This window comes from Ruegeria atlantica (assembly GCF_013032505.1).
GTDB classification, from domain to species: Bacteria; Pseudomonadota; Alphaproteobacteria; order Rhodobacterales; family Rhodobacteraceae; genus Ruegeria; species Ruegeria atlantica_F.
Window position 1 is genome coordinate 526,919 of the sequence record NZ_WQCG01000003.1, and the last position, 14,636, is coordinate 541,554.

At 57.1% G+C, this 14,636-nt stretch carries 17 protein-coding genes; 10 read left to right on the forward strand and 7 right to left on the reverse strand.

The window, feature by feature from the left end; genetic code table 11:
• The first annotated feature begins 10 nt into the window (after positions 1-10).
• The 5 genes from GOW92_RS14355 to GOW92_RS14375 all read left to right on the forward strand — a co-directional run bounded on the left by GOW92_RS14355 (position 11) and on the right by GOW92_RS14375 (position 3,999).
• Positions 11-961: an MBL fold metallo-hydrolase gene (locus GOW92_RS14355; RefSeq protein ID WP_170561271.1), complete on the forward strand. Its 951-nt coding sequence runs from the start codon at positions 11-13 to the stop codon at positions 959-961.
• Between the two features lie 138 nt (positions 962-1,099).
• Positions 1,100-2,710 carry an FAD-dependent oxidoreductase gene (locus GOW92_RS14360; protein ID WP_170561272.1) on the forward strand — a complete coding sequence of 537 codons (1,611 nt, stop codon included), beginning with the start codon at positions 1,100-1,102 and terminating at the stop codon, positions 2,708-2,710.
• A gap of 5 nt (positions 2,711-2,715) precedes the next feature.
• Positions 2,716-2,913, forward strand: coding sequence for a DUF2783 domain-containing protein (locus GOW92_RS14365; RefSeq protein ID WP_170561273.1), 198 nt, complete (start codon positions 2,716-2,718; stop codon positions 2,911-2,913).
• Positions 2,914-2,931: 18 nt separating this feature from the next.
• Positions 2,932-3,570, forward strand: coding sequence for a maleylacetoacetate isomerase (gene maiA, locus GOW92_RS14370; protein ID WP_170561274.1), 639 nt, complete (start codon positions 2,932-2,934; stop codon positions 3,568-3,570).
• A gap of 87 nt (positions 3,571-3,657) precedes the next feature.
• Positions 3,658-3,999, forward strand: a complete 342-nt coding sequence (locus GOW92_RS14375; RefSeq protein ID WP_170561275.1) for a DOPA 4,5-dioxygenase family protein — start codon at positions 3,658-3,660, stop codon at positions 3,997-3,999.
• Here the strand turns inward: GOW92_RS14375 and GOW92_RS14380 are convergent.
• A complete protein-coding gene (locus GOW92_RS14380) occupies positions 3,996-5,624 on the reverse strand; it encodes an acyl-CoA synthetase (protein WP_170561276.1) in 1,629 nt (542 codons plus the stop codon). The genes GOW92_RS14375 and GOW92_RS14380 overlap by 4 nt on opposite strands.
• Before the next feature lie 92 nt (positions 5,625-5,716).
• Positions 5,717-5,839 (reverse strand): hypothetical protein, encoded by a 123-nt coding sequence (locus GOW92_RS25175; protein ID WP_267885466.1) that lies wholly within the window; start codon positions 5,837-5,839, stop codon positions 5,717-5,719.
• A gap of 3 nt (positions 5,840-5,842) precedes the next feature.
• On the opposite strand from GOW92_RS25175, the gene GOW92_RS14385 reads away from it, so the two are divergent.
• The 3 genes from GOW92_RS14385 to GOW92_RS14395 all read left to right on the forward strand — a co-directional run bounded on the left by GOW92_RS14385 (position 5,843) and on the right by GOW92_RS14395 (position 8,855).
• Positions 5,843-7,240 (forward strand): aminotransferase family protein, encoded by a 1,398-nt coding sequence (locus GOW92_RS14385; protein ID WP_170561277.1) that lies wholly within the window; start codon positions 5,843-5,845, stop codon positions 7,238-7,240.
• A gap of 160 nt (positions 7,241-7,400) precedes the next feature.
• The gene (locus GOW92_RS14390) at positions 7,401-7,862 is read left to right on the forward strand and encodes a hypothetical protein (protein WP_170561278.1); all 462 of its coding nucleotides are present in this window, start codon (positions 7,401-7,403) and stop codon (positions 7,860-7,862) included.
• Between the two features lie 174 nt (positions 7,863-8,036).
• Complete coding sequence (locus GOW92_RS14395) at positions 8,037-8,855, forward strand: DUF2189 domain-containing protein (RefSeq protein WP_170561279.1); 819 nt, start codon at positions 8,037-8,039, stop codon at positions 8,853-8,855.
• A gap of 115 nt (positions 8,856-8,970) precedes the next feature.
• On the opposite strand, the gene rplT is transcribed toward GOW92_RS14395, so the two are convergent.
• The 5 genes from rplT to pyk all read right to left on the reverse strand — a co-directional run bounded on the left by rplT (position 8,971) and on the right by pyk (position 13,425).
• Positions 8,971-9,336 (reverse strand): 50S ribosomal protein L20, encoded by a 366-nt coding sequence (rplT, locus tag GOW92_RS14400; protein ID WP_170561280.1) that lies wholly within the window; start codon positions 9,334-9,336, stop codon positions 8,971-8,973.
• A 14-nt stretch (positions 9,337-9,350) separates the two neighbouring features.
• Positions 9,351-9,551: a 50S ribosomal protein L35 gene (rpmI, locus tag GOW92_RS14405; RefSeq protein ID WP_010443552.1), complete on the reverse strand. Its 201-nt coding sequence runs from the start codon at positions 9,549-9,551 to the stop codon at positions 9,351-9,353.
• A 181-nt stretch (positions 9,552-9,732) separates the two neighbouring features.
• Positions 9,733-11,283: an alanine/glycine:cation symporter family protein gene (locus tag GOW92_RS14410; RefSeq protein ID WP_170561281.1), complete on the reverse strand. Its 1,551-nt coding sequence runs from the start codon at positions 11,281-11,283 to the stop codon at positions 9,733-9,735.
• A 14-nt stretch (positions 11,284-11,297) separates the two neighbouring features.
• Complete coding sequence (locus tag GOW92_RS14415; protein WP_170419137.1) at positions 11,298-11,735, reverse strand: universal stress protein; 438 nt, start codon at positions 11,733-11,735, stop codon at positions 11,298-11,300.
• A gap of 244 nt (positions 11,736-11,979) precedes the next feature.
• Positions 11,980-13,425: a pyruvate kinase gene (gene pyk / locus GOW92_RS14420; protein ID WP_170561282.1), complete on the reverse strand. Its 1,446-nt coding sequence runs from the start codon at positions 13,423-13,425 to the stop codon at positions 11,980-11,982.
• 132 nt (positions 13,426-13,557) lie between these two features.
• On the opposite strand from pyk, the gene GOW92_RS14425 reads away from it, so the two are divergent.
• Together GOW92_RS14425 and GOW92_RS14430 are read left to right on the forward strand one after the other, a co-directional pair.
• Positions 13,558-14,295 carry an N-formylglutamate amidohydrolase gene (locus GOW92_RS14425; protein ID WP_170561283.1) on the forward strand — a complete coding sequence of 246 codons (738 nt, stop codon included), beginning with the start codon at positions 13,558-13,560 and terminating at the stop codon, positions 14,293-14,295.
• Between the two features lie 66 nt (positions 14,296-14,361).
• On the forward strand, positions 14,362-14,601 hold the full coding sequence (locus GOW92_RS14430; protein ID WP_170561284.1) for a DUF6868 family protein: 240 nt from the start codon (positions 14,362-14,364) through the stop codon (positions 14,599-14,601).
• Positions 14,602-14,636 lie beyond the last annotated feature (35 nt).

Genomic DNA, 14,636 nt, shown 5'->3' on the forward strand with positions numbered 1-14,636 from the left:
GGAGCTTACCATGGCCAAGGCATTCGCGTCCCAGGCGGATATGTCGGAAAAGAAGATCTCTTTCACCGAGGTCGGCGAGGGCCTTTATGCCTTCACCGCCGAGGGTGACCCGAATTCCGGCGTCATCGTCGGCGATGACAGCGTGATGATCGTCGAAGCGCAGGCGACCCCGCGCCTGGCCAACAAGGTGATCGAATGTGTGCGGTCCGTCACCGACAAACCGATCACCCACGTTGCGCTGACCCACTATCACGCGGTTCGCGTACTGGGTGCCAGTGCGTTTGGTGCGCAACAGATCCTGATGTCGGACATGGCGCGCGCCATGGTCGTTGAACGCGGGCAAGAGGACTGGGACAGCGAGTTTCAGCGTTTCCCGCGCCTGTTTGAAGGCCATGAAAGTATCCCCGGCCTGACCTGGCCCACCACCACATTCAGTGACACAATGACGGTTTATCTGGGTAATCGTCGGGTCGATCTTATGCATTTGGGCCGCGCCCACACCGCAGGCGATATCGTCATTCACGTGCCCGACCAGAATGTCATGTTCACCGGTGACATCGTCGAATACCACTCGGCCTGTTATTGCGGCGACGGGCATTTCAGCGATTGGGGCGATACGCTGGACGAGATCCAGTGGTTCGACGTCGACGCCATCGCGCCCGGGCGTGGTGACGCTTTGGTCGGCAGAGACATGGTGAACGCCGCCATCGAAAACACACGCGACTTCGTCGAAAGCACCTATCGGCCCGCCGCAAAGGTTGCAGCCCGTGGCGGGTCTCTGAAAGAGGCATGGGACGCGGTACGCGCCGAATGCGATCCGAAATTCGCAGATTATGCGATCTATGAACACTGCCTGCCCTTCAACGTTGCCCGCGCCTATGACGAAGCCCGCGGTATCGACACGCCCCGGATCTGGACCGCCCAGCGCGACTTGGAGACGTGGGAGGCCCTGCAGGGCTGAAGAAGACGGGCAAACTTGATCCAGATCGTTTTGCACAGGGGAAATAGGTGGAATTATAGGGCAAGACCTTCTGGCGCACATGTGCCAGAGGGCGGGATTTAGTGCGCCCACGGCGCCTGAGTATTGGGGGGAGAGCCCATGAACAAGATTTTCGAAGTTCCACTCTATGCCTACCAACGCAGCCCGGATCAGGACACGGCAAGCTCGGTACGACACAAGGTTATCGTGATTGGCGCCGGCCCGGTTGGGTTGGCCGCAGCCATTGATCTGGCCCAGAAAGGGGTCCCTGTCGTCGTGCTGGACGACAATGACAAGGTTAGTTTTGGTAGCCGCGCGATCTGCTTTTCACAGCGGTCTCTGGAAATCGCCGACCGTCTGGGCGCCGGGGGTAAGTTGGTCGATAAAGGCGTGCTGTGGGATGCCGGCAAAGTCTTTTTTGACAACCGCCAGGTCTATGAGTTTCACCTGCAACCCGACGCGGGCTATGCGCACCCGGCCTTCATCAACCTGCAACAATACTATTTTGAAAAAGCGCTAGTTGAACGGGTACGGGAATTGCAGGCCGAGGGCGCGCCGATTGAAATTCGCGGCCAGAACAAGGTCGAAGCCGTCGGTACCCACAACGATCACGTCAAGCTTGAAGTCGAAACTCCCGAAGGCCCCTATAACGTTGAGGCGGATTGGCTGATTGCCTGTGACGGTGCAAACTCGCCTACCCGCCGCATGCTCGGTCTGGATTTCGAAGGCCGCGTATTCGAAGACAACTTTCTGATCGCTGACGTAGTGATGCAGGCGGACTTCCCGACCGAACGCTGGTTCTGGTTCGATCCGCCGTTCAATCGCGGACAGTCTGCCCTGCTACACAAGCAACCAGACAACGTGTGGCGGATCGACCTGCAACTGGGCAGGGACATCGACCCCGAGCAGGAAAAACAACCTGAAAACGTGATCCCTCGCCTGAAGGAGATGCTGGGCGAAGAGATCAATTTCGAACTTGAATGGGTCTCTATCTACACGTTCCAATGCCGTCGAATGGAGCGGTTCCGCCATGGTCGCGTTTTGTTTGCAGGCGACAGCGCCCATCAGGTCAGCCCCTTTGGCGCGCGCGGGGCCAACTCTGGTCTGCAGGACACAGACAACCTGTGCTGGAAACTAAAGATGGTTATAGACGGCGAAGCGCCCGAGCTTTTGCTGGACAGCTACAACCGCGAACGGGTCGAAGCAGCGGATGAGAACATCCGCATGTCCACCCTATCGACGGAATTTATCACGCCCAAATCCGAAATGTCGCGCCTTTTGCGGGATGCGGTTTTGGACCTCAGCGAGCACTACGCGTTTGCGCGCCCGCTGGTCAATTCCGGCCGGTTGAGCACACCATGCGCATATTCCGGATCATCGCTGAGTTCTGCGGATGCTCTGACCGGGCCAGAGATTACACGCCCCGGTTCCGCCTGCCCGGACGCGCCTTTGGGTGATGAGTTTTTGCTGCCCAAGTTGGCCGGGAAATTCACTTTATTGACGATAGATGCGGACGCCCCTGAAAGCCTCGAAGAAGGCGGCGTTACGGCCACGCGACTGGCCCTCTCTGTCAAGGATGACCTGACTTTGGAGCTGAAACGCAGGTATCTGGGCGATGCCCCGGGTGCGGTTTATCTGATCCGACCTGACCAGCACGTCGCCGCGCGCCGCGACACGTTCGAAGAAAACGCATTCCGGCAGGCGATCCGCCGGGCAACCGGCAAGGAATAAGCGACATGACCGACCTGATCCTCACCCCAAATCTGGACAATGCAGACGGTTTTTATGCCGATCTGGTGGCCGCCCATGACGGGCTGGATAAAGCCGACAGCGACGCCCTGAACGCACGTCTGGTTCTGGTTCTGGCCAATCACATCGGAAATGCAAAAGTGTTGTCTAGCGCCTTGAAAGCCGCCACGCTCAAAGACACCTGACGAACGGAGGAGGCGGAGATGAGCGGCGTGGTATTGTACGATTACTCGCGGTCTTCGGCCAGCTACCGGGTGCGGATCGCGCTGAATCTGGCCGGGATCAACTATCGCGCCGTGCCAATTGATCTGAGTATGGGCGAACAAAGGTCGGACAGTCATTTGGCCCGTAACCCGCAGGGACTGGTGCCAGTGCTCGACATTGACGGGCTACGACTGACACAATCACTGTCTATAATCGACTACCTTGACCAAACGCGAGGCCTTGGGTTGCTGCCTGCGGAACCGGCGGTGCGGGCGCACGCGCTGGCACTGGCGCAGTCCATCGCCGTAGATGTGCATCCGGTCTGCAACTTGTCCGTTGCGCAATATGCCACCACACTCAGTGATGATGCCGAGGGCATGCCCGGCGACTGGATGCGCCATTTCATCCGCCCCGGCCTGCTGGCTTTTGAGGCCCTCCTGAAGGGTTTTGAACAAGCGCCCTTCTGCACAGGGACCAAGCCTGGGTTGGCCGATGTTTGTCTGGTGCCCCAGTTGTACAACGCGCGCCGCTGGGGCGTGGATTTATCCGAATTGCCTCGCGTTCTACGCGTCGAGGCCGAATGTATCAATCACCCCGCCTTTGCCGCGGCGCACCCGGACGCTAGTGCACAGACATGACCCCGTGCACAGTAACTGTGTGCGTCTGCAAATGGCCAACCCCCACGATTACTCCTACTTTCTGTGAAACGGTTGCAGGAGGCTTTCATGCCAGAGATCACCGGGTATCATGCCCATGTCTATTTCGAGGCCGACACACAAGGCATTGCCCTACAGGTTTGCGAGCAGGCCTCCCGCCTGTTTCCCGTAAAAATGGGGCGCATGCACACCAAAAATGTCGGTCCGCATCCACGGTGGAGTTGCCAGCTGGGCTTTGGCCCCGACGCTTTTGATCAAGTAATCCCCTGGCTGATGCTGAACCGACAGGGCCTGACCATTTTCACCCACCCTGAAACCGGCGATCATCTCGCGGATCATCGGGACCGGGCCATCTGGATGGGTGAAATGCTGGATCTTGATCTGTCGATCTTTGATAAGGTGAGCGTTTAAGTCAGCGCCTTTGCCTGATCCCGCAATTTAAACTTTTGGATCTTGCCAGTCGAGGTCTTGGGCAAAGGCCCAAACACCACCGTTTTGGGGGCCTTGAAATGGGCCATGTTTTCCCGACAGAAGCCGATGATATCCGCGTCGCTCGCCTGTGCGTTAGGCTTTAGTTCAACGAAAGCACAGGGTGTTTCACCCCACTTGTCGTCCGGGCGCGCGACCACGGCGGCCTCCATAACGGCCGGGTGTTTGTAAAGGATATCCTCAACCTCGACCGACGAGATATTCTCGCCACCTGAAATTATGATGTCTTTGGACCGGTCCTTAAGCGCGATGTAGCCATCCGGATGCATCACCCCAAGATCGCCCGAGGCAAACCATCCGCCTCGGAACGCTTTGTACGTGGCGTCGGCGTTCTTCAGATAGCCTTTCATAACGACGTTGCCTTGCATGAAAATCTCGCCCATCGTCTCGCCATCTGCGGGCACAGGTTCCAGCGTGTCCGGGTCGGCAACCATAAGCCCCGACAGGGCGGAGTAGCGGACGCCCTGACGGACCTTAAGAGCGGCGCGTTCCTTGGCCTCTCTACCGTTCCATTCATCCTTCCAAGCGCAGACAACGGAGGGACCATAAGTCTCGGTCAAACCATATACGTGAGTGACCTCGACACCCATGTTTTCCATACTTTCGATAACTGCGGCAGGCGGTGGTGCGCCAGCGGTCATCACCTTGATCTCGTGGTCGAAGTCCTTGAGGTGATCGGGCGCATTGGCCAGCATATTCAGCACGATCGGCGCGCCACAGAAGTGGGTCACCTTCTCATCCCGAAACGCCGCATAAATCGGCTCGTCCCGCACTGCCCGCAGACAGACCGAAACGCCGGCATTCGCGGCCATCGCCCAAGGAAAACACCAGCCGTTGCAGTGAAACATTGGCAGGGTCCACAGATAGACCGAGTGCTTTGGCATATTCCAGTCCAGCAGGTCTGATTGGGCATTCAGCGCGGCGCCTCTGTGGTGGTACACTACGCCCTTCGGATTGCCGGTCGTGCCAGACGTGTAGTTGAGTGTAATCGCGTCCCACTCATCCTTGGGAAGTGACCAATTGAATTCAGGGTCGCCCTCGGCCAGCAAGGCGTCATAGGTCACGCCGCCCAGTTTCTCACCACCGTTAAAGCTCGGGTCCTCGATATCGACGATCAGTACATCGTGATCCACCTGTTCCAGCGCCTCTTTGACCACGCCTGAGAACTCGGGATCGACCAGAAGGACTTTGGATTCCGCGTGATTCAGAATGAAGGCAATGATCGGTGCGTCCAATCGGGTGTTGATCGCATTCAGAACAGCACCTGCCATCGGCACTCCAAAATGCGCCTCATACATTTCCGGAATGTTGGCCGCGATGATTGAAACCGTGTCGCCCGCGCTGATTCCACGTGCGGACAATGCGCCTGCCAGCCGGCGGCAGCGGGCATATGTTTCAGCCCATGTATAGCGACGCGCGCCGTAAACCACGGAAGGATAATCCGGGTAAATGTGCGCTGTCCGCTCGATAAAACTCAGCGGCGACAACGGCGTGTAATTTGCCCGGCATTTGTCCAAATGACGCTCATAGATGCTGGCTTGTGTCATTTGCTGACCCTCCCTCTGCGGTTCCGGCGAATTGAGCACAAAGTCGATCCTCTGACAAACCCGTAAAAATACGGCGTGGCCATGGACTGGAATTACGGGATGGTGCAATCTGGCCCTATCTCCGACAGAGCTTTCGCGGTGATCTGAGCCATCGAAAACACAAAGCCGGGACGGCCCTTTTCGCCGCCCGCGCCCCAGCCATTCTGAAAGGACATGTCATGGACGGCACGTTCAACGAAAACGATCTCTCGCACGTGGTCGAAGCCGACCGCGCCCACATCTGGCACCACCTGCTGCAGCATAAGCCATTGGAAAGCAACGATCCGAAGATCATTGTCGAAGGCAAAGGCATGCGTGTCTGGGACCAGAACGGCAAAGAGCATCTGGATGCCGTGTCCGGTGGCGTCTGGACCGTTAACGTCGGCTATGGCCGCGAATCGATCTGTAAGGCGGTTCACGACCAGCTGATGAAGCTGTGTTATTTCGCCAATACCGCAGGGTCTATCCCCGGTTCGATCTTTGCTGAAAAGCTGATCAGCAAAATGCCGGGCATGAGCCGCGTTTATTACACCAACTCCGGTTCCGAAGCGAACGAGAAGGCGTTCAAGATGGTTCGCCAGATCGCGCACAAGCGCTATGGCGGCAAGAAAACCAAGATCCTGTACCGTGACCGCGACTACCACGGCTCGACCCTGGCAACCATGTCGGCTGGCGGTCAGGACGAGCGTACGGCGCAGTACGGTCCGTTCGCACCCGACTTTGTCCGCGTTCCGCATTGCATGGAATACCGCAAGCACGAGCTGGGCTTGGAAGAGCTGTCCGGCGAAGCATTTGGTAAAGCCGCGGCAGACGCCATCGAAGAAGTGATCCTGCGCGAAGGCCCCGAAACCGTTGGCGCCCTGTGCCTTGAGCCTGTGACCGCCGGTGGTGGCGTCATCGAAGCGCCCGAAGGTTACTGGGAACGTGTGCAGGAAATCTGCAAGAAGTACGACATCCTGCTACACATCGACGAAGTTGTCTGCGGCGTTGGTCGTACCGGCACTTGGTTCGGGTACCAGCAGTACGGCATCAAGCCGGACTTCGTGACGATGGCTAAGGGCGTTGCCTCGGGCTATGCGGCGATTGCCGTAATGGTCACCACCGAAGAAGTCTTTGACATGTTCAAAGACGACATGTCGGACCCGCTGAGCTATTTCCGCGACATCTCAACCTTTGGTGGCTGCACCGCCGGTCCGGCCGCTGCGATCGAGAACATGCGCATCATCGAAGACGAGAACCTGCTGCAGAATTGCACTGACATGGGCAACCGGATGCTGGGCAACCTGCAGGCGCTGATGGAAAAGCATGAAGTCATCGGCGACGTACGCGGCAAGGGCCTGTTCCTGGGTGCCGAACTGGTTTCCGACCGGGCCACTAAAGAGCCAATGGATGAGAAAAGGGTTCAGGCGGTCGTTGCCGACTGTATGGCGCAGGGCGTCATCATCGGGGCCACCAACCGCTCGATCCCAAGCCGCAACAACACGCTGTGCTTCTCGCCCGCGCTGATTGCAACCGCAGACGACATCGACCAGATCACTGACGCGGTCGACGGCGCACTGGGTCGTGTTTTCGGCTGAACGTAACTGAAAACATCTGCCGCCACTCACGCAATTCTGGCAGATGAAATCAAACCGGCGCGCCCAGCGCGCCGGTTTTTTTGTTTTCTGACACGGGTTTGTGAAAATCGCCAACTCGAGTACCCTGTGGTTACCACACCCCTTACAGGAGACGTGTCCAATGGTACTCAATCTAATCAGAAGCCTCGCCGCCTTTGCCCTTATTGCAGTCGCCACGCCATCCAGCGCAGACGACGGCAGCGGCTTTCCTCAGATCGTTGGCACCTGGCATGGCACCTATCTGGTAGCCTTTGCCAAATCGAACCCCAACCACGACAAAGGCCTGTTGAAGACTGAGATGGAGTTGGAGATCACCAAACTGGACGGCAACCTGATCACCGCAACCAATCGCTGGAGGCGCATAGGTGACAAAGATTGGATCGTCGAAGAGGCAATGGGCACTTTCAGCCTGGACGATCCCACCCGCTTTGTTCTGGCCGAGGCTGGGATTTCCGGTGACGATGTGTCGTCCGGAATTTTCAACGGTGTATATCTGGATGACGTAATCATGGTCACCTATGCCGGTCCGGGCACAGGCGTGGCATTTGCGGCGCAGTTGGTAAAGAAAGACACAAGCAAATAGGTTTGTGTTTCCGTTCCAGTAAGGAATGACCGGCGTCCTAAATTCCGTTGCCATACTGCCTCTTGCTCTAATGACTCCGCTGATGCAAACTTTGAGCGGGAAGGATGTCTGCTTCACTGCTTGGGCAGTTGGCAGACTACCCAGCGCGACACCATTCTTTGAGAGGAGTGTGTCATGGCCTCCAAGACCACAGGGTCAACGCCACCGGACAATCTAACGCCGCAGCAATCGGCCATGCCCCAAGTCAATACGGTAACCAGAGGTGATATCACCGCGTCGCTGAAGGCCGGGTTTTCCGATTTTCTGGCGCGGCCCTTAATGAGCGGCTTTTTTGGCTTGTTCTATGCAGTCTTCGGAATCCTAATGGTTTGGAGCCTGGTCTGGCTCGGCAAGATCTGGATGATCATTCCCGCCATTGTAGGCTTTCCACTGGTCGCGCCATTCGCCGCCGCAGGACTGTACGAAATGTCCCGACGGCTGCAAAATGGAGAGAGTTTCGGGTGGTCTGAAATCCTCACTGTCATGGCCAACCAGCGCAAGCGCGAGATGGGCTGGATGGCCTTTGTCACTCTGTTCATATTCTGGGTTTGGATTTACCAAGTTCGGCTTTGGCTGGCGATTACGCTACAGAATGCATCCTTCTCGGATTTTGACGGGTTCCTGAACACCGTATTCTTCACGCCGCAAGGTTGGGCATTCCTGGCGATTGGTACCGGCGTGGGCGCATTTCTATCCGCGGTACTGTTCTCGGTGACTGTTGTTGCCATGCCCATGTTGCTGGACCGCGAAACCAATTTCGTTTCCGCCATGCTAACTTCCCTTCGTGTGGTCGCGGAAAGCCCCGGGGTCATGCTCACTTGGGCCGCGATCATCTCAGTCACCATGCTGTTGTCGTTGGTCCCGGCATTTCTGGGCCTGATCTTTACTCTGCCGATCCTTGGTCACACCACATGGCATCTTTATCAGAGAGCCGTGCCGCCATCGGCTGAGTGACTCTGCCGAAGATCACGGCGCACGCCCCCACTTGCCAAGGCAATATTCGGGTCACCGACGAAAAAGGCCGCCCCATAAGGGACGGCCTTTAATTCACTGTCTCTCAAAAAGAGGATCAGGCAGCCAGAGCGGCCTGAGCTTTGGCCACGATCGTGCCGAACGCTTCCGGTTCGTGCACGGCCAGGTCGGCCAGAACTTTGCGGTCCACTTCGATACCGGCCAGGTTCAGGCCGTTGATGAAGCGGGAATATGTCAGTGCTTCGTCATGTGAACGCACAGCAGCGTTGATACGCTGGATCCACAGCGCGCGGAAGTTGCGCTTGCGGTTCTTACGGTCGCGGGTTGCATACTGGTTGGCCTTGTCGACGGCCTGACGGGCAACCTTGAAGGTGCTCTTGCGGCGGCCATAGTAACCTTTGGCAGCCTTGATAACCTTCTTGTGACGGGCGTGAGTTACGGTTCCACCTTTAACGCGGGACATCTCTTAATCTCCTCTTAGCGGTCGTAGGGCATGTAGCCCTTGACGATCTTGGCGTCGGGGGCGGACAGGGTGGTGTTGCCACGGGCGTCGCGGATGAACTTCTTGGTCCGCTTGATCATGCCGTGCCGTTTGCCGGCCTGGCCAGCAAGGACCTTACCGGTTGCAGTCACCTTAAAGCGCTTTTTGGCGCTCGACTTTGTCTTCATCTTAGGCATTTCCGTCTCCTTTCGGGGTTCGGTTTCAGACGCGACTCGGCATGCCATCTCGGCCGGTCACGCGATCAGAAGCGCCGTTTACGCAAGTTCGGTCATACTGGCAAGGGGGTTTGGAGTAGAATCTGCGCTTTTTGCAGGCTGATCGCGCACCGGGGCGACGTCGCCGCCCCGGTGCATTGGTTTAGTGTTCGAATTTGCGGATTTCGCCGCTCTTCAGTCGTGATGCGTAGGACGCCAGTTCTTCGCGCACCACCTTCATCAGGAAGTACAGCGCAAAGACGTTCACGACAGCCATCGCAAAGATCGCCGCATCAGAAAAGTCGATGACCGGACCAAGATTGGCCGCAGCCCCGATGACAACGAAGATGCAGAAGATGACCTTGAACACCAGTTCCTTGGTGTGGCCTTCACCGAACAGATAGGTCCAGGCCTTGAGGCCGTAGTAGGACCAGCTGATCATGGTTGAGAAGGCAAACAAGACCACAGCAATCGCCAGCACATATGGGAACCAGCTGAAGGCACTACCAAAGGCCGCCGAGGTCAGGCTGACGCCCGAGTTACCGTCGACGGTTGCAATGGCGTTACCTGCTTCGTTCAGCATGTAATTACCAGTTTCCGGGTCAACGATCAGCTGCTGGGTGATGATGATCACAAGCGCTGTCATCGTACAGATCACGACCGTGTCGATGAACGGCTCGAGCAGCGAGACGAACCCTTCGGTGATCGGCTCTTTGGTCCGAACTGCCGAGTGCGCAATCGCCGCAGAACCAACGCCTGCTTCATTCGAGAATGCAGCACGACGGAAGCCCTGGATCAACGCACCGACCATACCGCCCGCGACACCAAGGCCAGTGAAGGCACCTGCGAAGATTTGACCGAAGGCCCAGCCGATTTGATCTGCGTTCATGATGATTATCACCAGCGCCGCAGCGACATACATGACACCCATGAACGGAACGACTTTTTCTGTCACCCGCGCGATGGACTTCAAACCGCCCACGATCACTGCGAACACGATGCCTGCAAACACCAGCCCGGTGATCCAGCCGGGATAATCTCCGGTGATACCCGCGATCTGCTGATGCGCTTGATTGGCTTGGAACATATTGCCCCCGCCCAGCGCGCCGAGAATACAGAAAATCGAAAACAGGACCGCAAGGATCTTGCCGCCTGGCAGTCCAAGCTCGTCAAAGCCCTTGGACATATAGTACATCGGGCCACCAGAAACGGTGCCATCGTCGTATTCGTTGCGGTATTTCACGCCCAGCGTACATTCGGTGAATTTCGACGCCATGCCCAACAGGCCCGCGACGATCATCCAGAACGTTGCGCCCGGTCCGCCGATACCGACAGCCACCGCCACGCCGGCGATGTTGCCAAGACCGACCGTTCCCGACAAAGCCGTGGCCAGCGCCTGAAAGTGGCTGACCTCACCGGCATCGTTAGGATCCGAATAATCACCCTTTACAAGGCTGATTGCGTGGCCAAAGAACCGAAGCTGCACAAAGGCAAAATACAGCGTGAAAACGGTCGCCGCGACGACCAACCAGCCCACGATCCACGGGAACCCGGTTCCCGGGAATGGCGCAAAGATAAAGCTGACAAATGGCCCTGTGAAATCGGCGAATGCCTGATTGATCTTGTCGTCCAGCCCGGGCGCCTCTTGCGCCATTGCTGGTGCGGCGACCAAGGCGGCTATTGTTGCCAGCCAGAGATGTTTAAACATAGTCATTCTCATCCCTCCCCTCAGTTCACAACAGTGACTGGCACATCGGCGTGCATGACCAGATTCTGGGTCGAGCTACCAAACAAGCGTTTCTTGAATCCATCGGCCGAGGCGCGCCCGACGATGATCTGCGTGCCGCCATTTTCGACTGTAATCGCGTTCAAGGTTTCGGCCACGTCGCCATGACGCACGATTCCGTGCACCGTGTAGCCATCTGCGGTCAGTGCCTCGACGGCCGGGGTAACAATCCGGTTGGTTGCAAGCTCGACTTCTTCTTCACGCCGCTTGTGCCGCAACGCGTTCTCCTCAGGGGTTTGAAAAGTGAATGGGGACCATTCGATGACATAAACAACCAGAAGTTCACACGTGCCAATTCGGCTCGCCAAATCTTTGGCGAAGGCAATGGCCCGTTCTCCAGTTTCTGTCCCGTCCAGCCCAATGACAATTTTCGTTGTCATAACGTTCCTCCAATAATTTTGGTTATGCCGGGACCCGTGCCCCCGGCAGGGCAGCCGGAACCTGGAACTTATTTAGTGGACCGCCCATGGGCCCGAGTATCCCGGAAAAACCCTCAAAAACAGAGAGTTATCTTCCGAATACAACCGTTATTTCGGTATGATATTGAAATTAATATACTTTTTTTGCCTAAAATTTAGGCGTATCGGTTTGATACCAGCTTTTCAAGGCCCGGCATCGCAACTGTTACCCGGGATCAGTGTTGTAGATCAGCCGTTCATCGCAAGGCGCGATACGCAAAATATTGGTCGTTCCTGGGACGTTGAAAGGCACACCGGCAGTCACTACGATCTGATCAGCTTCGGATGCGAACCCTCCTGCACGGGCCGCACGGGCTGCGTTGACGACAGCGCCTTTGAACCGCTCCAACTCGGGCGTCATCACGCAATGACATCCCCAGCTCAGGCACAGGCGTCGCGCGGTTCCTGTGGCGGGTGTCATCGCAATGATCGGAACACCGGGACGTTCCCGCGCCGTCAGCAGAGCGGTGGTGCCACTTTGGGTAAAACAGCAGATTGCCTTGATATCAGTTTTTTCTGCAATCTCGCGCGCGGCGGCCACAATACCGTCCGCAATCGTCGTTCCCTTCGCAGTCCGGGATGCCGCTATGATCTGTGTGTAAGTCGGGTCAGCCTCGACCTCGATGGCAACCTTGTTCATGGTTTGCACAGCCTCGATCGGATAGGAACCGGCCGCCGATTCTGCGCTGAGCATGATTGCATCCGTGCCTTCGTAAATTGCCGTTGCCACGTCCGAAACTTCGGCCCGCGTGGGCATCGGGCTTTCGATCATGCTTTCCAGCATCTGGGTGGCCACGATGACCGGCTTGGCTGCCCCACGGCACTTGCGAACAAGGCGCTTTTGAATAGGCGGCACAGCCGAGACCGGAAGCTCGACCCCCAGATCGCCGCGCGCGACCATAATCCCATCAGAGGCATCGAGAATATCATCAAATGCCTCGACCGCTGCAGGCTTTTCGATCTTGGACAGGATCGAGGCGCGACCATCAGCCAGCGCGCGCGCTTCAAACACATCCTTGGCGCGCTGCACAAAGCTCAGCGCCAGCCAATCCACACCCAGCTGGCAAACGAATTCCAGGTCGTCGCGATCCTTGGCCGACAGGGCTGCCAATGGCAGCACCACGTCAGGAACATTCACGCCTTTCCGATTCGAGATCGTACCGCCGACCTCAACAGTGCAATTGGCAAAATCCTGACCGCACTCCTGCACGGTGAGACGGATTTTGCCATCGTTAACCAGCAGTCGTGCACCCTGCTCTAATGCTGCAAAAATCTCGGGATGCGGCAGGCAAACGCGATTTATGTCACCCGGCGCAGGGTCCAGATCCAAACGGAACGCGGCACCTTCTTCAAGTTCCTCGGCATCGTTGGCGAACACCCCGACACGAAGCTTGGGTCCCTGAAGATCGGCCAGAATGGCAATCGGACTATCTAGATCCTTTTCGACCTGCCGTATGATCCGGTGGCGTTCGCGGATCTCATCGTGGCTGCCGTGGCTCATGTTCAGGCGGAAAACATCTGCACCAGCCTCATGCAGGGCGCGGATCATGTCATAGTCATTCGACGCCGGTCCCAGCGTCGCCACGATTTTTACATTTCTCAGGCGTCGCATTGGTCTTGCTCTCCTAACGTCTTCTCTTGAGTCCGCATCAATGTTACCGCAAACATTACTTTGTCAGCTTATTGCGCAATTCCCTTTTCAAAGCAACTGCCCTACACCTGCGACAAACTAGATGACAGGCTTATGACGTATTCCCCGTTTTTTATCCACGGCGCGGATCGGCCCTCGCGCTGGCTGATTACATGCGACCACGCAACCAACACGGTGCCTCCAGAAATCAATGGGGGCGATCTGGGCCTGCCGCGCGAGGATATGGAGCGCCATATTGCGTATGACGTGGGAGCCTATGAGGTGTCCAAACATCTGGGCGAGCTCTTGAATGCACCCGTAATCGCGGCCAATTTTTCCCGCTTGGTTATAGACCCGAACCGCGGCGAAGATGACCCGACTTTGTTGATGAAGCTCTACGACGGCTCGATCATCCCCGGCAATCGCCACGCAGACGCGGCAGAACGTGAGCGGCGATTGAACATGTGCTATCGCCCCTATCACAACGCGCTGGCGCAGATGGCCGCGTTGCCGCATGCTGTGATTATTTCGATGCATTCGTTCACCCGCCAATTACGGGGCCGCGATCCGCGCCCCTGGCACATCGGGGTTCTACATACTCCGGACGAACGTTTTTCGCGCCCTCTGATCAACCGGCTTGAAGCCGAAGGCGACCTTTGTGTGGGCGTCAATCAGCCTTATACTGGCGTGCTGCCCGGTGATGCGATCGACAAACACTGCACCAGCTTTGGCCGTCCCAATGTGCTGATCGAACTGCGCAATGACCTGATCGCCGACAACGCCGGACAGCGGGAGTGGGCCGAACGGCTAGCCCCCGTACTTACGGACGCGCTGGACGAAAGTGACTTGTGACAAAAGCCCTCACGTCATTGTGAGCATCGTCGCCGGACCCCATATTATAGGGGAAAGGAGGCCAACATGACTCAGGAGTTTTTGACTTCCGTCTTTGGGTGGATGGCCGTGCTTAACATCGCGGTTCTGCTGTTCACCACAGTAATGATCTTGTTGCTGCAGGACTGGATCGCAGGCATTCATGGCAAGATGTTCCAGATGGAGCGCCCGGCAGTGAAACGGGCATATTTCCGGTATCTGGCCAACTACAAGATTTTGACGCTGATCTTCTGCATCACGCCTTGGCTGGCAATGAAACTGGCCTGATACGCTGATCGTTGAAACATCGCCCTTAGGCCGCT